The sequence below is a fragment of the Micromonospora sp. NPDC048040 genome, from assembly GCF_055587185.1.
The window spans coordinates 38,008-58,796 of sequence record NZ_JBVJGT010000001.1 but is presented as its reverse complement, the minus strand read 5'-3'; the positions used below and the strand labels follow the sequence as shown (position 1 = coordinate 58,796).

The window sequence follows — 20,789 nt, the reverse complement described above, 5'->3', positions numbered from 1 at the left end:
ACGCGCGGTGACCGGAGCGAGTCTATTGTTCCGTCCCGGCGGCGCGTCCCCGACTCCCCCTTTGGGCGCGGCGCGCCGGGCCGCCGCCCCGTGGGAGGCAGCCCGCCAGCCGCCCTCCGCGCCCTCCCACCTCCCGAGCGGCTCGGCGACGGGCTCGGCGGGCGGTGGGCTCAGCGGGCGTGCCGGCGGGGGATCTCCGCGTCGGGGTTGGGGGCCGGGCGGACCGGGCGGTAGCGGGCCAGCCAGGCGACGAGTTCCTCGGCCGGCATCGGCCGGGCGTAGAACCAGCCCTGCGCGGCGTCGCAGCCGGCGGCGTGCAGCATGCGCCAGGTGCGCTCGTCCTCCACGCCCTCGGCGACCACCCGCAGCCCGAGCGCCTTGGCCAGCTCGATCGTCGACCGCACGATCGCCGCGTCGTCGGCGTCCTCGGCCATCCCCAGCACGAACGAGCGGTCCACCTTCACCTCGGACAGCGGCAGCCGACGCAGGTGCTGCAACGACGAGTACCCGGTGCCGAAGTCGTCCAGCGCGATGCCCACCCCGATCCGGTGCAGGCGGGAGATGGTGGCCAGCACCCGGCGGGGGTCGGCCATCAGCGCCCCCTCGGTGATCTCCAGTTGCAGCCGCTGCGGCGGCACGCCGTACCGGGCGAGCCGGTCGGCGATCTGGTCGGCGATCTCGCCGGTGTGCAGGTCCCGGACGCTGACGTTGAGCGCCGCCGGCACGGCGATCCCGGCGGCCGACCACTTGGCGAGCTGCTCCACCACGTCGTCCACCACCCGCCGGGTCAGCAGCCGCATCACCGCGCTCTGCTCGGCGACCCGGATCAGCTCCTCCGGGTCGACCATCCCCCGGCGGGGGTGCCGCCAGCGCAGCAGCGCCTCCACGCCGACCACCTCGCCGGTCGCGATCGCGACCTGCGGCTGGTAGTACATGGTGATCTCGCCCGCGTCGGCGGCCGGGTCCGCCTCCGCGTCCCGCTCCCGAGCCGGCCCGGGGTCCGCGCCCCGCCGCCGGGCCGCGTCCTGCCGGCCGCCCCACCGGGCCGCCGGGTCGCGGTCGCCGCGCCGGCCGCCGTCGCCGGTCGTGCCCTGCCGGCGTACGCCGACGCCGGTCTCGTCGCCGGGCTGACCGGCGCGCTCGCGGCGGCCGGGACCGTCGCCCCGGTCCGGGCCGGTCTCGGGCGATGCCGCCGCCCGGCGGCGGATCGGGTCGGCGGCGGTGACGATCCGGTTGATCAACTCGTCGGTGGGCGGCGGCTCGGTCCGCTGCCGGCGGCGGCGCAACCGCCAGCGGCCGGATCCGGCGTCGGGGCGCAGACCCGCCGCGTCGGCCGGAAGTTCCGCGCCGTCCCCGCCCCACGCGCCCATCGCCGGGGTGGCCGGTGCCGTCGCGGCGGCACCGTTGACGCCGGCGAGGCCACCGCCCCCCTCGGCCAGGACCCCACCGGCCACGGTCCGGTCGGCCGACCCGTGCGGCCCGTCGCCGTCGCCCGGCAGCCCGGCCCGCGCGCCTTCCCCCGCCGGTGGGCCGGCCGGCGCGGCCTCCCCCGCCGTGAGCCCGGCCCGCGCGGCATCCTCAGGCGGGAGCCCGGCCCGCACGGCGTCCTCAAGCGGGAGCCCGGCCCGCGCCGCCGGCGGCGCGCCGGCCGGGCGGCCGGACTCCAGCACCCGGCGCAGGTCCGCGAGGAGGCCCAGCCGCTCGGCGGAGTTGTGGTCCGACTCGGCCGCGTAGACCGCCACGGTGTCGTTGCGGTGCTTGGCGTCGTACATCGCCACGTCGGCGTGGCGCATCAGGGTCGCGAAGTCCTCGCCGTGTTCCGGGAAGAGCGCGATGCCGATGGAGCCGCCCACGTCGAGCGGCAGCCCGTCCAGGGGCACCGGCTCGGCCAGCGCGCGGACCACCCGGTCGGCGAGGTCCCGGGCCTCGCCGACGTCGGCCAGCCCGGTCATCACGATGGCGAACTCGTCCCCGCCCAGCCGGGCCACCATGTCCTCCCCGGCCACGCCGGTCAGCCGGGCGCTCACCTCGACCAGCAGCCGGTCACCCACCGCGTGCCCGAGGGCGTCGTTGACGTTCTTGAACCGGTCCAGGTCGATCAGGAGCAGCGCCAGGTGGGCGCCGGGCTCGCCGCGGGTCGCCCGTTCGGCGTGCAGGTGCACCTGCTCGCCGACCTCGGCCAGCAGCGCCTTGCGGTTGGGCAGGCCGGTGAGCGGGTCCAGTGAGGCCAGTTGCTGCTGCTCCACGCTGAGCCGGGCCATCCGGTAGACGGCGAACAGCGGCACCAGCACCAGCGGGATCAGCGCCGCGCTGGCCCGGGCCGCGGCGACCAGCACCGGGGCGAGCAGCAGCAACGAGCCGGTGGAGAGCAGCTCGAAGCCCAGCCCCTGCCGCAGGCTGGGCCACCAGCGGTCGCCGAAGCGCAGCCGGACGGCGGCGCTCACCAACGCGTAGTTGACGGCGAACCAGGCCACCGTCGCGCCGCCCACGGCGGCCACGTCCGTCCAGCGCAGCGGGCCGCCGTCGAAGATGCCGCCGGGCCCGAGCCAGGTGACCGCGTACGCGGCGGCCAGCGCGCAGGCGTACTGGCCCGCGTTGAAGGCCGTTCGCCAGGGGGCGTGCCCCATCCGCCAGCCGGAGACGACGACGGCCACCGCCTGCACGGCGACCGCCGGGCCGAACCCCCAGCCGAGCAGGATCGCGAAGGTGAAGCAGGTGGACGGGAAGACCGCCGAGGTCTGCCGGCGCCCGGGCGGGACGAACGGACGCGCGTCGCAGCCGATGGCGAGGGCCGCCATCACCCAGAACGCCGCCGGCAGCTCCGGCAGCTCCGGCAGCTCCTCCGGGAGGGCGAGCAGCGGGCGTACGCAGAGCAGCACGGCCAGCGCGACGACCGACCAGACGAAGACGAAGAACGGGCGTCCCCGGCCGGGCGGAACGGAGTTTCGCAGGTCGGCGGCCTCCATCGCACCTCCCGGGGGCTCGGTCCACGAGGCGTGACCCGCTGACACGCCGTGCCGTCAATGAAACGCCCTCGGTGGCGCAATGCCCGACACGACAGTCGCGAATCGGTCGTAGTCGTAATTAAGTTGGTATCCGGGCCAGTCCCCGCAAGCCGCCCGGGACGACGCCCGCCGACGACACCACGGATTGTCCGCCCGCGCGCCCGAGCGGCTTCCCCACGCGCCCGCCCGGGCGGCTTCCACACGCCCGGCCCGCCGTCACTCCTCGGTGCGGGCGACCCCCCGGGCCGCGTCCGGGCCCTCGTCCAGCAGCACCTGGAAGCCCGCCTCGTCGAGGACGGGCACCTTGAGGCTGGCCGCCTTGTCCGCCTTGGAGCCCGGGTTGTCGCCCACGACCACGAAGGCGGTCTTCTTGGAGACCGACCCGCTGACCTTGCCGCCCCGGCTCTGGATCGCCTCCGCGGCCTGGTCGCGGCTGAACCCGGCCAGCGTGCCGGTCACCACGACGCTGAGCCCCTCCAGCGGGCGTGGCCCCTCCTCGACCACGTCCTCGGCCATCCGCACGCCGGCCTCGGCCCACTTGCGGACCACCTCGCGGTGCCAGTCGACGGCGAACCACTCCCGGATGCTCGCCGCGATCGTCGGCCCCACGCCGTCGACCGAGGAGAGCTCCTCCTCGCCGGCCCGGTCGATCGCCTCGACGGAGCGGAAGTGCCGGGCGAGCGCCCGCGCGGCGGTGGGCCCGACGTGCCGGATGGACAACCCCACCAGCACCCGCCACAGGTCGCGTTCCTTGGCCACGGCCAGGTTGTCGAGCAGCTTGACCGCGTTGCTGCCGAGGCTGCCGTCCTTGTTGACGAAGAAGGGCGACTTCGCGAGCTGCTCGGCGTCGAGGGAGAACAGGTCGCCCTCGTCGGTGATGATGTGGGCGTCGAGCAGCGCCGCCGCGCTCTTGTGGCCGAGCGCCTCGATGTCGAACACCTTGCGGCTGGCCAGGTGGAAGACCCGCTCCCGCAGCTGACCGGGGCAGGTGCGGGAGTTGGGGCAGCGGATGTCGACGTCGCCCTCCTTGGCCGGCGCCAGTGGCGAGCCGCAGGCCGGGCAGGTGGTGGGCATGACGAACGGCCGGGCGTCGGCGGGGCGCAGGTCGACCACCGGGCCGAGCACCTCGGGGATCACGTCGCCGGCCTTGCGCAGCACCACGGTGTCGCCGATCAGGACGCCCTTGCGCTCGACCTCCCGCGCGTTGTGCAGGGTGGCGTACGCGACGGTGGAGCCGGCCACCTTGACGGGCTGGAGCACGGCCCGGGGCGTGACCCGGCCGGTGCGCCCGACCTCGACGTCGATGTCGAGCAGCTTCGTGGTCACCTCCTCCGGCGGGTACTTGAAGGCGATCGCCCAGCGCGGCGCCCGGCTGGTCGAACCGAGCCGGCCCTGGATCGAGACCGGGTCGACCTTGACCACCACGCCGTCGATCTCGTGCTCGACGTCGTGCCGGTGCTCGGCGTAGTGGGCGATGAATTCCGCGACGCCGGCCAGGTCGGGCACCACCCGCCAGCGGTCGCTGGTCGGCAGCCCCCACGCCTTCAGGGCCGCGTACGACTCGGACTGCGTCACCGGCTGGAAGCCGCGGCGGGCGCCGATGCCGTGCACCACCAGGCGCAGCGGACGGGACGCGGTGATCCGCGGATCCTTCTGGCGCAGGCTGCCGGCGGCCGCGTTGCGCGGATTGGCGAACGGGGCCTTGCCCTGCTCGACCAGCCCCGCGTTGAGGTCGGCGAAGGCGGCCACCGGGAAGTAGATCTCGCCGCGGACCTCGATGAACTCCGGCATGTCGGGGAACTCCGCCGACGCGGAGAGCTGGCCCGGCACGTCGCGGATGCTGCGCACGTTGGCGGTGACGTCCTCGCCGGTGCGGCCGTCGCCCCGGGTCGCCGCGCGGACCAGCCGCCCGCGCTCGTAGGTGAGGTTGATGGCGAGCCCGTCGACCTTCAGCTCGCAGAGGTAGGGCACCGGCCCGCCCGCGTCGCGCTCGACCCGCTCGGCCCAGGCTGCCAGCTCCTCGTCGGCGAAGGCGTTGTCGAGCGAGAGCATCCGCTCGGCATGGGCCACCGGGGTGAAGTCCGTGGAGAAGGTGCCGCCGACCCGCTGCGTCGGCGACTCGGGCGTGCGCAGCGCGGGGAACCGCTCCTCCAGGGCCGCCAGCTCCCGCAACTGCCGGTCGAACTCGGCGTCGGAGATGGTCGGCGCGTCCAGCACGTAGTAGCGGTACTGGTGCTCCGTCAGCTCCTGGCTCAGGGTGGCGTGCTGCTCCCGCGCCTCCAGGGTCGGCTCGGCGCCCGCGGCCGCCTCCTGTGCCGGAGTGACCTGCTGGTGGATGGCTTCCTCGGACACCCTGTGACCTCCCGTGATTCCGCTACCCCGGCACCGTATCGGTCCGGTGGGACAATCCGCCGGCCACCCGCCACGCCTGGGCGGCGGCAGGGCCGCCGACGTGCGAGGATCGCCGGACTGCGGGCTGCGCCGGGTGGCCCGCCACCTGCGGCGTCCGCGCCGCGCCGACTGTCGAGGCGGGGGTACGGATGCCGGAATGGCTGCTCTGGGCGGCGGCGGTCGCGCTGGCCGTGGCGGCCGGCTGGGCGTGGAGCGAGTGGCGGCGCGGTGCCCGTGGCGACACTCGGGTGCGCCGACGGGAACCCCCGCGCACCCGGCCCGGCCGCGGCACCGCGTCGCCGGGCGGGCCGGGCCGGTCGACCGCGCCACCCCGGCCGCGTACCACCGAACGGGCGCCCGCCGGCGCGCCGCGCCCGGGCGAGATCTGGTGGGCCGACGTCCCGTACGCCGACGGCACCGGCTCGAAGGTGCGGCCCTGCCTGGTGCTGCGCGCCGACGCCCGGGGCGCCGACGTCCTGAAGATCACCAGCCAGGACAAGAGCGGCCGGGACGACCACGTCCGCATCCCGACCCGGGAGTGGGACCCCGGCGCCGACCACGACAGCTTCGTCGACCTGGCCGAGCCCGCCCACGTTCCGCTGGCCGGCTGCACCCGCCGCGCCGGTGCCTGCGACCCCGCCCTGTGGCGCCGCATCCGCCGTCTGCCCCACCTCCCCGGCGCCTGACCACGCGCCGGCCGGCTCTCGCACGGCCCGACGGGACGCTCCGTCCGGCCGGCCCTCGCACGGCCCGGCGGACGGCGGGGCAGGTCAGTCCCAGGCGCGGGCGAGGGCGTGGAGCTGGTCGGCGTACTCGATGCGGGCGGACCAGGCGTCGGGCCAGGCCGGCATGCCCAGGGCCGCGCCGACGAAGGCGCCGGCCAGCGCGGCGATCGAGTCGGAGTCGCCGGCGGTGGTGGCGCCCCGGGCCAGCGCGGCGACCGGGTCGTCGGCGTGCCGGATCGCGCAGAACAGCGCGGTGGCCAGCGCCTCCTCGGCGATCCAGCCCTCGCCGGTGTGCCGGCACGGGTCGCCGCCGTCGTCGGGGTCGGCGAGCGCGGCGTCGAGGCGGCCGAGGACCGCCAGGCACTCGTCCCAGCCGCGGGCGATGAAGTCCTCCGGCGTCTCCACGCCGGGGCGCTGCCAGAGGTCGCCGAGCCAGTCGGCGCGGTAGACGCGCCGCTGGTCGCGGGCCCGGTCGGCGAGCAGGCGGGGCAGGTCCGCCGGCGCCGCGCCGGCGCGCAGCAGCCACACGGCGTACGCGGTCAGCTCGCTGGCCGCCAGGCCGGTCGGATGCCCGTGGGTCAGCCCCGCCTGGAGCTGGGACAGCCCGGCGAGGGTGTCCACGTCGACGTCGAGCAGGCCGACCGGGGTGACCCGCATGTTCGCCCCGCAGCCCTTCGAGCCGGCGACCGTCGCCTCCTGCCAGCGCACACCCCGCCCGAGTTCGGCACAGGCGCGCAGGCAGGTCATGCCCGGCGCCCGGTTGTTCTCCGGGCTGGCCGCCCAGTCGAGGAAGCGCTGCCGCAGCAGCGGCTCGACCGCCTCGGGCGTCAGCGCCGGGGCGTCGTGCAGCGCCCAGCCGACGGCCAGCGCCATCTGGGTGTCGTCGGTCACCAGTGCCGGGTGGCCGGCGAGCTCGCGTGGGCCGGCCGGGCCGTAGCGGCGGACGATCTCGGCGACGGTCAGGAACTCGGTCGGTTTGCCCAGCGCGTCACCGTAGGCGAGGCCGAAGAGCGAGCCGGCGGCCCGCCGGAGCGAGGTGTCGATCATTCCCGCGATCATGCCGCCCGACCGCAACCCGCACCACCGCCGCGGCCCGCCGAGCCCGCGCCGGCGGACGGACGGGATCCGGCAGGCGGGCGACTCAGTCGAAGAAGATCAGGCAGAACGGGTGACCGGCGGGGTCGGCGTAGACCCGGAAGTCGTCGCCCTCCCCCGGCAGCCGCCGGGCGCCGAGCGCCAGCACCCGCTTCTCGGCCGCCTCCACGTCGTCCACCTCGACATCGAGGTGGAACTGCTGGGGGCGCTCCGGGTCGGGCCACGCCGGCGGGCGCAGGTCGGGTGCCTTCTGGAAGGCGAGCCGGTGCCCGGAGCCGGAGATCACCACCCAACCGTCGTCGCTGGCGTCGGCGTCCAGCGGCAGGCCCAGCAGCTCGGAGTAGAAGTCGGCCAGAGCCCGCGGGTCGGGACAGTCGACGACCACTGTGCGCAGCTTTCCAATCATGCCGACCATCGTGCCCCGCCCGTACGACGGGAAACCTCAGTCCTCGGCGAGCCGCCGCCCCGCGTCCCGGCAGGCGGCGAGCACCGCGCGGGCGTACTGCGGGGTCGCGTTGGCGAGGCCGCACGTCGGGGTGACCACGACCTGCTCGGCGAGCCGCCGGCGCGGGAAGCCGAGGCGGTCCCAGAGCTGGCGTACCCGGTCGGCGACCTGCGCCGAGGTGGGCGCGCGACCGGCGGCCGGCGGCCGGGTCGGCGCGGTGCCGGCCAGCAGCCCGAGCCCGGCGTCGACGGCCTCGCCCAGCGGGTCCAGGTCGGTCACGAGGTCGAGGTCGAGGGCCACGCCGACGGCGCCCGCGGCGCGGATCAGCTCCAGCGGCACGTCCGGCGCGCAGCAGTGCACCAGGACCGGCACGCCGGCCGCCTCGACGACCGTGCGCAGCAGCGACCCGGCGACGCCCGGCTCCACGGCCCGGTACACGCCGAACCCGCTCTCGGTGGGCACCCGCCCGGCGAGCACGGCCGGCAGCGACGGCTCGTCGAGTTGGAGCAGCACGGTGGCGTGCGGCAGCCGGCGAACGACCGCCGCGACGTGCGCGCGCAACCCCTCCGCGAGCGAACCCGTGAGGTCCCGGACCGCGCCGGGATCCCGCAGCATCCGGCCCCCGATCGGCAACTCCAGGGACGCGGCCAGGGTGAACGGGCCACCCGCCTGGATCTTGACCGGTCCCGCGTACTCCTCGGCCTGCTCGGCGAGCTGGTCGAGGTCGCGTTCCATCAGGTCGCGGGCGCGGCGCAGGTCCCGCCCCGGGCGGGGCGCGATCCGCCAGCGGGCGGCGTACAGCTCGACCGGCAGCTCGACCAGCAGGCCGGCGGTCCGGCCGACCAGGTCCGCGCCGGGGCCCCGGGCCGGCAGCTCCGGCAGGTGCGGCAGCGCGGGAAGCTCGCCGAGGACGATTCGCTGTGCCTCGGCGATGTCGGTGCCGGGGAGGGAACCGATGCCGGTCGCCGCGCCGGCCGGCCAGGGCCACGCCTGATCTGTCACGGCCGAAGACTATCCGGCCGCCGGACCGGTCAGCCGGCGATGGTGGCGGAGCCGAGCACGACGTCGCCGGCCGGGTCCGGCCGGTAGGCGACGATCGCCTGGCCGGCGGCGACCCCGCGCACCGGACGGCGCAGCTCGGCGCGGAGGCCGTCGGCGCTCAGCTCGACCGTCGCCGGCACCACGTCGCCGTGCGCCCGCAACTGCACCTCGCACTCCAGCGGGGCGTCCGGGCGTGGCCCGCCCGTCCACACCGGACGCTCGGCGCGCACCCGGGAGACCTCGAGGGCCTCCGCCGGGCCGACCGTCACCGTGTTGGTCTTCGGCGTGATGGAGAGCACGTACCGGGGGCGGCCGTCCGGCGCCGGCCGGTCCAGGTGCAGGCCGCGTCGCTGCCCGACGGTGTACGCGTACGCGCCGGTGTGGCTGCCCACCACGGCGCCGGTGCTCGCGTCCACCACGTCGCCGGGCGCCTCGCCGAGCCGCTGCGCGAGGAAGCCGCGGGTGTCGCCGTCGGCGATGAAGCAGATGTCGTGCGAGTCGGGCTTGTCGGCCACCGCCAGCCCCCGCCGGGCGGCCTCCTCGCGGACCTGCGCCTTCGTCGAGTCGCCGAGCGGGAAGACCGACCGGTCGAGCTGCTCGCGGGTGAGCACCGCGAGGACGTACGACTGGTCCTTGGCCACGTCGACGCTGCGGCGCAGCAGCCCGTCCGCCCCGAGCCGGGCGTGGTGGCCGGTGACCACGGCGTCGAAGCCCAGGGCCACGGCCCGGTCCAGCACCGCGGCAAACTTGATCTTCTCGTTGCAGCGCAGGCAGGGGTTCGGCGTACGGCCCGCCGCGTACTCGGCGACGAAGTCGTCCACCACGTCGGAGTGGAAGCGGTCGGCCATGTCCCAGACGTAGAACGGGATGCCGATGACGTCGGCGGCCCGCCGGGCGTCGCGGGAGTCCTCCAGCGTGCAGCAGCCGCGCGCACCGGTGCGGTACGTCTGCGGGTTGCGCGCCAGCGCCAGGTGCACGCCGGTCACGTCGTGCCCCGCCTCCACCGCCCGCGCCGCCGCGACCGCCGAGTCGACCCCGCCGGACATCGCCGCCAACACCCTCACCGGCCCACTCCCTTCACCCCACCGAGCCTATCCTCGCCCCCGCCCCGCCCGACCTCCCCGCCCTGACCCCGACGTCGCCCGCCGCGCGATCTTGCAGTTGTCGCCCCGGCAAAAGGGGCGGACACCGCGATCGAGGGGCCGAAAATGCAAGATCGCGAGCGCGGCGGGGTGGGGTGGGGTGGGGGGTCAGCGGGGGGTGCGGAGGGCGGCGGCGCGACGGGCGCGTTCGACGGTGGCCGGGAGCGCGGCGATGAGGGCGTCGACGTCGGCGGGCGTGCTGGTGTGGCCGAGGGTGAAGCGCAGCGAGGAACGGGCGCGGTCGTCGTCGGCGCCCATGGCCAGCAGCACGTGGGACGGCTGGGCCACCCCGGCGGAGCAGGCCGAGCCGGTCGAGCAGGCGATTCCCTGGGCGTCCAGCAGGAGCAGCAGGGCGTCTCCCTCGCAGCCGGGGAAGGAGAAGTGCGCGTTGCCCGGCAGCCGGCCGGTGGGGTCGCCGTTGAAGACCACCTCGGGCACCGCCTGCCGGACCCGCTCGACCAGGTCGTCGCGGAGCGCGGCGATCCGGGCCGCGTACTCCTGCTGGCCCTTGACCGCCGCCTCCACGGCGACGGCGAAGGCGACGATGCCGGCGGTGTCGAGGGTGCCGGAGCGCACGTCGCGCTCCTGGCCGCCGCCGTGCAGCAGCGGGGTGGCCGGTACGTCGCGGGCGAGCACGAGGGCGCCCACCCCGGTCGGCCCGCCGAGCTTGTGCCCGGTCACGGTCAGCGCGGCGACCCCGCTGGCGGCGAAGTCCACCGGCACCTGCCCGACCGCCTGGATCGCGTCGGTGTGGAACGGCACCCCGTGCTCGGCGGCGACCGCGGCCAGGTCGGCGACCGGCTGCACGGTGCCCACCTCGTTGTTGGCCCACATCGCGGTCACCACCGCGACCCGGTCACCATGCTCGGCCAGCTCGGCGCGCAGCTCGTCGGGGCTGAGCCGGCCGTTGGCGTCCACCGAGAGCCAGCCCACCCGGGCCCCCTCGTGGTCGACCAGCCAGTCCACCGCGTCGAGCACCGCGTGGTGCTCGACCGCGCTGGAGACCACCCGGTCCCGCCGGGTGTCGGCTCCCCGCCGCGCCCAGAAGATGCCCTTGACCGCGAGGTTGTCGCTCTCGGTCCCGCCGCCGGTGAAGACGACCTCGGAGGGGCGGGCGCCCAGCGCGGCGGCCACCCGCTCCCGCGACTCCTCCACCCGCCGCCGGGCACGGCGGCCCGACGCGTGCAGCGAGGACGCGTTGCCGACCTCGCGGGCGGTGGCGACGTACGCCTCCAGTGCCTCGTCGAGCATCGGAGTCGTCGCCGCGTGATCCAGGTATGCCATCACGGCTCAGCCTAACGACCGGCCCCGGACCGGATGGACGCCGGAGTACGCCGTCCAACCCACGGGGCGGTGAGATCTCGTACCCGCACGTCACGAATCTCTCGGACCTCGCGGGGTACTACCGAGCCGCGCGACACACGGATGTTCCCGGTCGGTGTGCTCGGCGACGGGTCGGACGAGCTGCTGCCGTTGCCACCGGACGTCGGCCATCAGGCATACTCGGTTGTCGACGTTTCCGCCGAGGCGTCCGACAGCCCACGGCTTTCGCGAGAGCGCGCCGAGGGCCTCTGACGGGCTGATCGGCGGGCCGGCTCAGCTCCCCGGCCCGCCGATCAGCTCCCCACCCGCGGTCAGGCCGCACCCGATGATGTCGTCGGTCCCGATCCTCCCCGGCCGGAGCCGGACAGCGACGGGCCGGGAACCGCCGCGCGGTTCCCGGCCCGGGTGCGGGCGAGCGTCAGCTCACTTGCGCTTGCGGATCTCCTCCGCGGCCTGCGGGACGACCTTGAACAGGTCGCCCACCACGCCGAAGTCGGCTAGCTCGAAGATCGGCGCCTCGCCGTCCTTGTTGACCGCGACGATGGTCTTCGAGGTCTGCATGCCAGCCCGGTGCTGGATGGCACCGGAGATGCCGAGCGCGACGTAGAGCTGCGGGGAGACGGTCTTGCCGGTCTGGCCCACCTGGAACTGGTGCGGGTAGAAGCCGGAGTCGACGGCCGCGCGGGACGCGCCGACGGCGCCGCCGAGCAGGTCCGCCAGCTCCTCGACCAGCTTGAAGTTGTCGGCGTTGCCGACGCCGCGACCGCCGGAGACGACGACGCCGGCCTCGGTGAGCTCGGGGCGGGTGCCCTTCTGCTCGGCGACCCGGTCGACGACCTTGGCCAGCTTGTCGGCGTCGGTGACCGACACGGTGAGCTGCTCGACGGCCGGGGTGGCGGCCGCCGGGGTCGGGTTGACCGAGTTCGGCCGGACGGTGACCAGCGGCAGGCCGCGGGTGACCTTGGACTTGACGATGGTCGAGCCGGCGAAGGCCACCTGGGTGGCGGTGCCGTCGGCGGTCAGGTCGACCACGTCGGTCAGGATGCCGTTGTCCAGCTTGACGGCCAGGCGGGCGGCGATCTCCTTGCCCTCCTGGGACGAGGCGAGCAGCACGGCCGCGGGCTGCACCCGCTTGACCAGCTCGGCCACGGCGGTGGCCTTGGGGGCCACCAGGTAGCCGTCGATGTCGTCACCCTCGGCGGCGTAGATCTTCTCCGCGCCGTACTCGCCCAGCTTGGCGCTCAGCGCCTCGGCGGCGCCGGGGCCGCCGAGCACGACCGCGCTCGCCGTGCCCAGCTCGCGGGCGAGGGTGAGCATCTCCAGGGTGACCTTCTTGACGCCGAATTCCCGGGTGGCTTCGACGACGACGAGAACCTCAGACATGTCCAGACCTCTCACACGAACTTCTCGGTGGCGAGGAACTCGACCAGCTTGACGCCGCCGTCGCCCTCGTCGGTGATCTTCGCGCCGCCGGAGCGCGGCGGGCGCTTGGTGTGCTCCAGTACGGCGCTGGTCGCGCCCTCGAAGCCCACCTCGGCCGGGGCGACGCCGAGGTCACCCAGGGAGAGCGTCTGCACCGGCTTCTTCTTCGCGGCCATGATGCCCTTGAAGGACGGGTAGCGCGGCTCGTTGATGGTGTCCCAGACGGAGACCACGGCGGGGGTGGCGGCGGTGACCACCTCGTAGCCCTCCTCGGTCTGCCGCTCGACGGTCAGGGTGGAGCCGTCGACGGTGAGCTTGCGGGCGCCGGTCAGCGCCGCGACGCCCAGCCGCTCGGCGATCATGTGCGGCATCACCTGCACCCGGCCGTCGGTCGACTCGGCGCCGCAGAGCACCAGGTCGGCGTTCAGCTGGCCGAGCGCGGCGGCGAGCACCTTCGAGGTGGCCACGGCGCAGGACCCGTGCAGGGCCTCGTCCACGACGTGCACGGCCTTGTCGGGGCCCATGGAGAGCGCCTTGCGGATCGACTCGGTCGCCCGGTCCGGACCCATGGTCAGGACGGTGACCTCGCCGCCGTGGGCCTCCTTGATCTTCAACGCCTCTTCGATGGCGTACTCGTCCATCTCGTTGATGACGTTGTTCGCCGAACCGCGGTCGACGGTGTTGTCGTCAGTGCGCAGGTTGCGGTCCGCGCCCGAATCGGGCACCTGCTTGACGAGTACGACGATGTTCATCGCGCTTCGACGACCCTCCTGTTTGGTGTAGCGATCACTCGCCCGGTCACGGGCGCAGCCTCCCGCGTGACTTAACGATCGGTCAACCACGGGCTGCTGTGCAGTTGCCCACGGCGCAATGTTACCTGCCAGTAGCATCGACCTCTGGCGACCTCAGGGTGACACAGCTCACGGCAGGCCGCCGGACGGGTAATCTGGCAAATCGGGAGGTGTCGCGAAATGTCAGAATCTTCCAGCGCCACGCCGCACGACGCGCCGCGGCGCCCCTGCCGCCGGGCGCGCCCCGAGGCGTACCGCTGCGCCTGCGGCCGGGTCCGCGACCGGTGCGTACGCGCCACCGTCCGGGCGCTCTGGTCGCCGGGCCGGCGCGCAGCCGCGCCGGCGGACCGGCTCACGCCGACTGAGCCAGCGCGCCCCTGATCCGCTCGATGACCGCCGCCTCGGCCGGAGCCACCCCCCGGTGCGCCCCGGCCACCCGCTCGGCGGCCGACAGCACCACCTCGCGGTAGACCGCCACGTCCTGCGGCGACTTCTCGCGCAGGATCTCGACGGAGCGGCCCAGCGCCGGCAGCACCACCGCCTCGATCTCCAGCGCCGAGTCCCGGGGCAGCTTCGGCAGCGGCCCGGTGGTCAGCGCCTCCTTCACGATCCCGCTCGTGTCGGCCATCGCGGCGGAGGCGGCGAAGCTCTCCCGCAACAGGGCGAGCATCCCCGGGTCGGCGTTGGCCACCAGGAACACCGCCCCGAACGCGCCCGTCTTGAGGGTCAGCCGCTCCTCGGCCGTCAACCGCTGCTCCATGATCACGGAGTGTAGACGTACGGGATGGTCGTCGTGACCGGGACGAGGCCGAGCCGCTGGAGGATCGGCCGGCTCTCGTCGGAGGCGTCCACCTGGAGCAGCGTCCGGTCACGCTGGGCGGCGAGCCGGGCCCGGTAGGTGACCAGCGCCCGGTAGATGCCCCGGCGGCGCCACGGGGCGAGGGTCGAGCCGCCCCACAGGGTGGCGAACCCGGTTCCCGGCACGTAACGCACCCAGCCCGCGCTCACCACCTCGTCGCCCGCCTCGGCCACCACCACCGTGATCGACTGCGGGTCCGCCGCGATCTCCTTCTCCAGCCCGGTGGCCAGGTGGCTGCGGTCGGCGTTCCAGACCGCCTCCTCCATCGCCACGATCCGGTCCAGGTCCGCGCGGGCGGTCACCTCGCGCAGGCGTACGCCCTCGGGGACCACCGGGAGCGCGGCCGCGAGCGGCGCGACCGGGCCGATCACGACGGTCTCCGGCTCCTCCGGCACGAACCCGGCGGCCCGCAACCGCTCCGGCAGGTCCGCCGGCTCGTCGTGGCCGTGCCACTTCCACTCCACCGACTCGCCGCGCGCCCGGAAGAACTCCACCTGCCGGGCGATCAGCGCGTCCAGCGCCGCGCCGGTCAGCCCGTCGAGGTCGCGGTAGGTGAGGAAGCCGCCGTAATCGAGGCCGAGGAGGCGGACCAGCGGACCGTCCCGGTCCACCGTCACCCCCGCCGGCAGCGGGTCGGGCACCCGCGCCCGCAACTGGTGGTCGTACGCGTTCCGCAGCGTCGTCACGTCAAGATCCGTCACTGCTCCAGGCTACGACCGGACGGAAGCGGATAATCGGCACGTGTGGCAGGCGATCAGGCGATGGTTCGACCCGCGCGAACTGCGCTCGGTCGGCAGCACCCCCGACTACCGGTTCTCGCTGGCCAACGAACGGACCTTCCTGGCCTGGCTGCGTACGGGGCTGGCGCTGGTCGCGGGTGGGCTCGCCGCCGCCCAGTTCCTGCCGCCGCTGCCGCTGGCGCACCTGCGTGAGGTGATCGCCGTCGCGCTGCTGCTGCTCGGCGGAACGGTGGCGGTCCGGGCGGTCGACCACTGGGCGCGTACGGAGCGGGCGATCCGGCTCGGCGAGGAACTGCCGGCCTCCCGCTTCCCGGCGGTGCTCGCCCTCGCCGTCGGCCTCGGCGCGCTGCTGCTGGTGGCGGCGGTGCTGGCCCGGGCGGTCGGCGAACGGTGAGCGCCGGCGCGCAGCGGACGCCGCCGGGCCGGCCGGCGCGCGACCCCGGGCTGCAACCCGAGCGGACCCGGCTTGCCTGGCGGCGCACGGCGCTGGCGCTCACGGTGATCATGGTGCTGACCGTGCGGCTGGCGCTCACCGGCCCGCCCGCCGGCGGGACGCTCGGCGCGCTCGTCGCCGGGCTCGCCGTGCTCGGCTGGGGCGCGGCGCTGGCGGTCTGCTGGCGGCGGGCGAACGCCGTCGGCCCGGCCTCCCGCTACGGGCGGGCGCTGCCCCTGGTCGCCCTGGCCACCGCCGGCTACGCGCTGCTCGGCGCGCTCCTGGCGGCGCGCGGGCTGGGTTGACGGGACCGGGTGCGCCATCATTGACGCATGGCCCGGCTGTACGTCCTCCTCTTCGTGGTGCAGATCGTCCTCGCGGTCTGCGCGCTGATCAGCTGCCTCTCCGCGGAGGAGGGCGAGATCAAGGCCCTCCCCCGGATCGCCTGGGTGCTGATCATCCTGTTCTTCCCGCTGCTCGGCTCCCTCGCCTGGTTCGCCGCCGGGCGCGAGCGCACCCCGGGCCGGCCCGGCGGCGCCCCGTCGCCGGGCCGGATCCTGCCGGCCCGCGAGCGGCCCCGCCCGGTCGCCCCGGACGACGACCCCGAGTTCCTCCGCTCGCTCGGCGAGCGCTCCCGGCGGGAGGACCAGGAGCTGTTCACCCGCTGGGAGGAGGACCTGCGCCGACGCGAGGACGACCTGCGCCGACGCGAGGGCGAGCCGCCGCGCGAAGAGGACCGCCCCGAGGTGTAGCCGGCGGCCGGCTGCGGGTCACACCCGGCGCCGGAGCCCGCGCACGGCGAGCGGGGCGAAGATCGCCGCGAGGACGGCCGCCCAGAGCAGCGACTGCACCACCGGCACGGCCACCGGCCCGCCGACCAGCAGGCCGCGCAGCGCGTCGGCCAGGATGGTGACCGGGTTGACCTCGACCCAGCTCTGGAGCCAGCCGGGCATGGTCTCGGTCGGCACGAACGCGTTGCTGGTGAAGGTCAGTGGGAAGATCACCATGAAGCCGAAGATCTGCACCTTCTCCGGCTCGTTGACCAGCACGCCGACCAGCACCGAGATCCACGACGCGGCCAGCGAGAACGCGAGCAGCAGGGCGAACGCCCCGAGCAGGCCGGGCAGGCCGTTGCCCAGGCGGAAGCCGAGGATCACGCCGACGCCGACGAGCAGCGACACCGACCACGCCTGCTTGACCGTGTCGGCGAGGATCCGCCCGGCCAGCGGCGCCCAGCGGGCGATGGGCAGCGAACGGAGCCGGTCGAACACGCCCTTGGTGAGGTCGTTGTTCAGCCCGAACCCGGTGGTCATGGTGGCGAAGAAGGCGTTCTGCACGATGATGCCCGGCAGCGCGAAGGTCAGGTAGTCCCCCGGCGAGCCGGAGATCGCCCCGCCGAAGACGTACGTGAACAGCAACACGAACATCACGGGCTGGATGCTCAGGTCGAGCAACTCCATCGGGTTGTGCTTGATCTGCACCAGGCTGCGCCAGGCCAGGGTCAAGGTGTGCCGCAGCCCGGCGGCGGGGCCGAGCCGGCGCCCCGGCGCGACCGGTGCGGTCAGGGTGGCGGCGGTCATGCCGGGGTCCTCTCCAGGTCGGCCCCGGAAGGGGCGTCGGCGTCGGCGCGGTGCCCGGTCAGCTGGAGGAACACCTCGTCCAGGCTGGAGCCGCGCAGGGCCAGCTCGGCGACCACGATGCCGGCGGCGTCGAGGCGGCTCACCACGGCGGGCAGCACGGCCGGGTCGTTCACCGGCACGGTGACGGTGCTCTGGGCCACCTCCGGGGTGGCGTGGACCGCCTCGCCCGCGATGGCCACCACGGTCGGCAGGTCGGCGGCGTCCGCGGGCCGGACGGCGAGCACCTGGCCGCCGGTCCTGGCCTTCAGTTCCTCCGGCGTGCCCTGCGCGATCACCCGGCCGTGGTCGACGACGGCGATCTCGCCGGCGAGCTGGTCGGCCTCCTCCAGGTACTGGGTGGTGAGCAGCACCGTCACCCCGTCGGAGACCAGGCCGCGCACGATGTCCCACAGCTCGTTGCGGCTGCGCGGGTCGAGGCCGGTGGTCGGCTCGTCGAGGAAGAGCACCTGCGGCCGGCCGACCAGACTGGCGGCGAGGTCGAGCCGGCGGCGCATGCCCCCCGAGTAGGTCTTGGCCGGCCGGTCGGCGGCGTCGCTGAGGTGGAAGTCGGCGAGCAACTGCCGGGCGCGGGCCCTGGCATCGGCCCGGGAGGAGCCGAGCAGCCGGCCGATGAGCAGCAGGTTCTCCGCCCCGGTGAGCGTCTCGTCGACCGAGGCGTACTGGCCGGTCAGGCCGATGAGCTGGCGCACCCGGTGGGCGTCGCGCACCACGTCGAAGCCGCCGACCGTGGCGCGCCCCTCGTCGGCGCGCAGCAGGGTGGCGAGCACCCGGACCGTGGTGGTCTTGCCGGCCCCGTTGGGACCGAGCAGGCCGAAGACCGTGCCGGTGGGGACGGCCAGGTCAACACCGGCGAGGGCGGTGGTGTCGCCGAACCGGCGCACCAGCCCCTCCGCGCGGATCGCGTGATCCATCGCAACTCCTGTCGTTCTCGCTGGTCGAACCGCCATGACCGGCATCCCTGACATTCCGCCGATCCCAGGCTGACGTTACGGCGACAGGCGCTGACGTACCGCCGATTTTGCTGGTGGTGAAACGCGGCCGCCGCCGTCGCCGGGGCGCGGCGACGGCGGCGGGCGGTGGTTCAGGCCAGGTTCGACGAGCGGGGGTACGCGTCGGCCGGGTCGGTGAGCACGTTCACCAGGTACGGCACGCCGGCGTCGAAGGCGCGCTGCAGGGCCGGCCCGAGGTCGGCGGCCTTCGCCACCGTCTCGCCCGCGCCGCCGAGGGCGCTCACCACCTGGTCGTAGCGCAGCTCCGGCTGGAGGTCGGCGGCGACGTCGTAGCCGTACATGGCGCGCATGGGGTGCTTCTCGAGGCCCCAGATGCCGTTGTTGCCGACCACGATCACCACGGGCAGCTTCTGCCGGGCGAGGGACTCCACGTCCATCAGCGAGAAGCCGGCCGCGCCGTCGCCCATCAGCACGCAGATCTGCCGATCCGGGTGGCTGACCCGGGCACCCATCGCGTAGCCCATGCCGGTGCCGAGGCAGCCGTACGGGCCCGGGTCGAGCCAGGTGCCGGGCTGGGCGGGCTCCAGGTAGCGGCCGGCGTACGAGACGAAGTCGCCGCCGTCGCCGATCGTGATGGCGTCGCGGGCCAGGACCCGGCGCAGCTCGCCGTAGACCCGGGCGGGCCGGATCGGGTCGGTCTCGGCGGCCATCTCCGCGGCGTCGCGGGCCTTCGCGGCGTCCTCGGCGGTGCGCAGCTCGGCGATCCAGTCGGCGTGGTCGGCCCGGTCGCCGGGGTGGTCGGCGAAGGCGGTGAGGACCAGCCGGAGGTCGCCGGCGGGGGCGGCGGCCGGCTGGACGTGCCCGGCCCGCTGGCTGGGCGCGTCGACGACGTGCACCACCTTCGCGTCGCCGAAGTCGCCGAAGCTGAGCCGGAAGTCCAGCGGGGTTCCGATCACCACGACCACGTCGGCGCCCTTGAGCGCCACCCGGCGGGCCTTGGCGAAGGCGAGGGGGTGCTCGGGCGGCAGCGCGCCCCGGCCCATCCCGTTGGTGAAGACCGGCACCTGGAGCGCCTCGGCGGCGGCCCGCAGGGCGTCGACCGCGTCCCCGGCGTAGACGTCGGAGCCGGCGATGATCACCGGGCGGCTCGCGGCGGCGATCAGGGTGGCCGCCTTCGCCACCTCGTCCGGGTCGGGCTCGATCGGCGCGATGCCCGGCAGGGCGGGAAGTTCGGCGTCGGCGACCGAGAAGACCGCCTCCAGGGGGAGGTCGAGGAAGACCGGGCCCCGGTGCGGGGTGAGCGCGGTGGTCAGCGCCGCGGTCACCGCGCGCGGGATGTCGTCGGGGCTGAACACCGTCTCGGCGTGCTTGGTGACCGGGGCGACCAGCGGCAGGTGGTCCATCTCCTGGAGGCTGCCCGAGCCCCAGCGGAACTGCGGGGCCCGACCACCGAGCACCAGCACCGGCGAGGCGTTGAAGTAGGCGCTGGTCAGCCCCGAGATGCCGTTGGTGACGCCGGGGCCGGCGGTGAGTACGGCGAGGCCGGGGCGGCGCTGGAGCTTCGCCACCGCCTCGGCGGCGAAGACCGCCGACTGCTCGTGCCGGACGTCGTAGAGCGGGAAGCCGGTCTTGTGCGCGGCGTCGTAGAGCGGGAAGACGTGCCCGCCGGAGAGGGTGAACATCTCCCGCACCCCGTACGCGCGCAGCGCCGCGAGCGCGAGCTCCCCACCGTGACCCTCGATCCGCTCCGTCATCGCCGCTGTCCCTTCGTCCGCATGACCGGAGTCACACGCTACTCACCGGTAGGCGGAATGTGAACCATCCTCGGCTCGACGCGTGAGACGTCCACGTCGGTGGTGGACGCCTCACGCGCCGGCGAGCCACTGGGCCGGCGGGCGCCCCGCCGGCCCCACGCCGGTCAGCGGCCGGTGAAGTCCGGCTTGCGCTTGGCCACGAACGCCGCCATGCCCTCGCGCCGGTCGTCGGTGGCGAAGAGCGCCGCGAAGAGCTGGCTCTCCCACGCCAGGCCGGAGTTGAGGTCCATGTCGAGGCCGCCGTCCACCGCGAGCTTCGCGGCGCGCAGGGCCTGCACCGGGCCGGTGAGGTACGGACGCACCAGCTCGACCGCGGTGTCGTAGACCTCGGCGGCCGGGGCCACCCGGTCGGCCAGCCCGATCCGCAGCGCCTCCTGGGCGTCCACCATCCGGCCGGACATGATCAGGTCCTTGGCGCGGGCCGGGCCGACCAGGCGGGCCAGCCGCTGGGTGCCGCCCGCGCCGGGAATGATGCCGAGCTTGATCTCCGGCTGGCCGAGCTTCGCGTCCTCGGCGACGACCCGCCAGTCGCACGCCAGCGCCAGCTCGCAGCCGCCGCCCAGGGCGTAACCGGTGATCGCGGCGACGACCGGCTTCGGGATCCGGGCGATCGCGCCGAGCGCGCTGGACAGGTCGGCCGCCCGCTCCGCCATGTCCACGTAGGACATGTCGGCCATCTCCTTGATGTCCGCGCCGGCGGCGAAGACCTTCTCGCCGCCGTACACGATGACGGCGCGGACATCCGGGTCCGCGGTGGCCGCCGCGGCCGCGGCGCGCAACTCCTCCTGCACCTGGGTGTTCAGCGCGTTCATCGGCGGCCGCTCCAGCCGGATGGTGCCGATGCCGTCCTTGGTCTCCAGCCGCACGAACTCGCCCACGCTGGCCCTCACTTCCTCGTCGAAGTCGCGAGCCAACCTTACGGCGCGGGCCGTCGGGGAAAGTAGTGTGGTGTCAGGCCCGCCACCGGGAGTAC

The 20,789-nt window shown here is 74.9% G+C and carries 19 protein-coding genes; 4 read left to right on the top strand and 15 right to left on the bottom strand.

The genetic code is table 11. From position 1 onward, the window contains the following. Positions 1–170: 170 nt before the first annotated feature. A complete protein-coding gene (locus tag ACZ6O2_RS00235; RefSeq protein WP_466021513.1) occupies positions 171–2,966 on the bottom strand; it encodes an EAL domain-containing protein in 2,796 nt (931 codons plus the stop codon). 255 nt (positions 2,967–3,221) lie between these two features. Next, a complete protein-coding gene (ligA, locus tag ACZ6O2_RS00230) occupies positions 3,222–5,357 on the bottom strand; it encodes an NAD-dependent DNA ligase LigA (RefSeq protein WP_466021512.1) in 2,136 nt (711 codons plus the stop codon). 188 nt (positions 5,358–5,545) lie between these two features. Between ligA and ACZ6O2_RS00225 the strand changes: the two genes are divergently transcribed. Next, positions 5,546–6,082, top strand: coding sequence for a type II toxin-antitoxin system PemK/MazF family toxin (locus tag ACZ6O2_RS00225; RefSeq protein WP_466021511.1), 537 nt, complete (start codon positions 5,546–5,548; stop codon positions 6,080–6,082). A gap of 84 nt (positions 6,083–6,166) precedes the next feature. On the opposite strand, the gene ACZ6O2_RS00220 is transcribed toward ACZ6O2_RS00225, so the two are convergent. From ACZ6O2_RS00220 to ACZ6O2_RS00180, 9 genes are all read right to left on the bottom strand, one after another. Beyond that, a complete protein-coding gene (locus ACZ6O2_RS00220) occupies positions 6,167–7,168 on the bottom strand; it encodes an ADP-ribosylglycohydrolase family protein (RefSeq protein ID WP_466021510.1) in 1,002 nt (333 codons plus the stop codon). Between the two features lie 94 nt (positions 7,169–7,262). Next, the gene (locus ACZ6O2_RS00215) at positions 7,263–7,622 is read right to left on the bottom strand and encodes a VOC family protein (RefSeq protein WP_350704701.1); all 360 of its coding nucleotides are present in this window, start codon (positions 7,620–7,622) and stop codon (positions 7,263–7,265) included. A gap of 36 nt (positions 7,623–7,658) precedes the next feature. Continuing rightward, positions 7,659–8,663, bottom strand: coding sequence for a methionine synthase (locus tag ACZ6O2_RS00210; protein WP_466021509.1), 1,005 nt, complete (start codon positions 8,661–8,663; stop codon positions 7,659–7,661). A 29-nt stretch (positions 8,664–8,692) separates the two neighbouring features. Beyond that, a complete protein-coding gene (gene mnmA, locus ACZ6O2_RS00205; RefSeq protein WP_466021508.1) occupies positions 8,693–9,766 on the bottom strand; it encodes a tRNA 2-thiouridine(34) synthase MnmA in 1,074 nt (357 codons plus the stop codon). 186 nt (positions 9,767–9,952) lie between these two features. Beyond that, positions 9,953–11,128 carry a cysteine desulfurase family protein gene (locus ACZ6O2_RS00200; RefSeq protein WP_466021507.1) on the bottom strand — a complete coding sequence of 392 codons (1,176 nt, stop codon included), beginning with the start codon at positions 11,126–11,128 and terminating at the stop codon, positions 9,953–9,955. Positions 11,129–11,590: 462 nt separating this feature from the next. Continuing rightward, positions 11,591–12,550, bottom strand: a complete 960-nt coding sequence (locus ACZ6O2_RS00195; RefSeq protein ID WP_466021506.1) for an electron transfer flavoprotein subunit alpha/FixB family protein — start codon at positions 12,548–12,550, stop codon at positions 11,591–11,593. A gap of 11 nt (positions 12,551–12,561) precedes the next feature. Next, positions 12,562–13,341 carry an electron transfer flavoprotein subunit beta/FixA family protein gene (locus tag ACZ6O2_RS00190; RefSeq protein WP_350704691.1) on the bottom strand — a complete coding sequence of 260 codons (780 nt, stop codon included), beginning with the start codon at positions 13,339–13,341 and terminating at the stop codon, positions 12,562–12,564. Positions 13,342–13,732: 391 nt separating this feature from the next. Continuing rightward, positions 13,733–14,140 (bottom strand): hypothetical protein, encoded by a 408-nt coding sequence (locus tag ACZ6O2_RS00185; RefSeq protein ID WP_466021505.1) that lies wholly within the window; start codon positions 14,138–14,140, stop codon positions 13,733–13,735. Between the two features lie 2 nt (positions 14,141–14,142). Then, entirely contained in the window at positions 14,143–14,940 is a 798-nt protein-coding gene (locus tag ACZ6O2_RS00180; RefSeq protein ID WP_466021504.1) for a GNAT family N-acetyltransferase, read from the bottom strand. A gap of 40 nt (positions 14,941–14,980) precedes the next feature. Between ACZ6O2_RS00180 and ACZ6O2_RS00175 the strand changes: the two genes are divergently transcribed. Genes ACZ6O2_RS00175 through ACZ6O2_RS00165 form a run of 3 tightly spaced genes read left to right on the top strand, consistent with a single transcriptional unit; the run spans position 14,981 to position 16,164 of the window. Beyond that, positions 14,981–15,373 (top strand): YidH family protein, encoded by a 393-nt coding sequence (locus tag ACZ6O2_RS00175; protein WP_350705113.1) that lies wholly within the window; start codon positions 14,981–14,983, stop codon positions 15,371–15,373. Further along, positions 15,370–15,717 (top strand): DUF202 domain-containing protein, encoded by a 348-nt coding sequence (locus tag ACZ6O2_RS00170; protein WP_350704685.1) that lies wholly within the window; start codon positions 15,370–15,372, stop codon positions 15,715–15,717. The genes ACZ6O2_RS00175 and ACZ6O2_RS00170 overlap by 4 nt, the downstream gene beginning before the upstream one ends. Before the next feature lie 27 nt (positions 15,718–15,744). Then, complete coding sequence (locus ACZ6O2_RS00165; RefSeq protein WP_350704683.1) at positions 15,745–16,164, top strand: PLD nuclease N-terminal domain-containing protein; 420 nt, start codon at positions 15,745–15,747, stop codon at positions 16,162–16,164. An 18-nt stretch (positions 16,165–16,182) separates the two neighbouring features. On the opposite strand, the gene ACZ6O2_RS00160 is transcribed toward ACZ6O2_RS00165, so the two are convergent. The 4 genes from ACZ6O2_RS00160 to ACZ6O2_RS00145 all read right to left on the bottom strand — a co-directional run bounded on the left by ACZ6O2_RS00160 (position 16,183) and on the right by ACZ6O2_RS00145 (position 20,694). Further along, positions 16,183–16,992: an ABC transporter permease gene (locus tag ACZ6O2_RS00160; protein ID WP_350704681.1), complete on the bottom strand. Its 810-nt coding sequence runs from the start codon at positions 16,990–16,992 to the stop codon at positions 16,183–16,185. Beyond that, complete coding sequence (locus ACZ6O2_RS00155) at positions 16,989–17,963, bottom strand: ATP-binding cassette domain-containing protein (protein ID WP_466021503.1); 975 nt, start codon at positions 17,961–17,963, stop codon at positions 16,989–16,991. The genes ACZ6O2_RS00160 and ACZ6O2_RS00155 overlap by 4 nt, the downstream gene beginning before the upstream one ends. Positions 17,964–18,133: 170 nt before the next feature. After that, positions 18,134–19,756: an acetolactate synthase gene (locus ACZ6O2_RS00150; protein WP_466021502.1), complete on the bottom strand. Its 1,623-nt coding sequence runs from the start codon at positions 19,754–19,756 to the stop codon at positions 18,134–18,136. Positions 19,757–19,920: 164 nt separating this feature from the next. After that, positions 19,921–20,694, bottom strand: a complete 774-nt coding sequence (locus ACZ6O2_RS00145; RefSeq protein ID WP_466021501.1) for an enoyl-CoA hydratase/isomerase family protein — start codon at positions 20,692–20,694, stop codon at positions 19,921–19,923. Positions 20,695–20,789 lie beyond the last annotated feature (95 nt).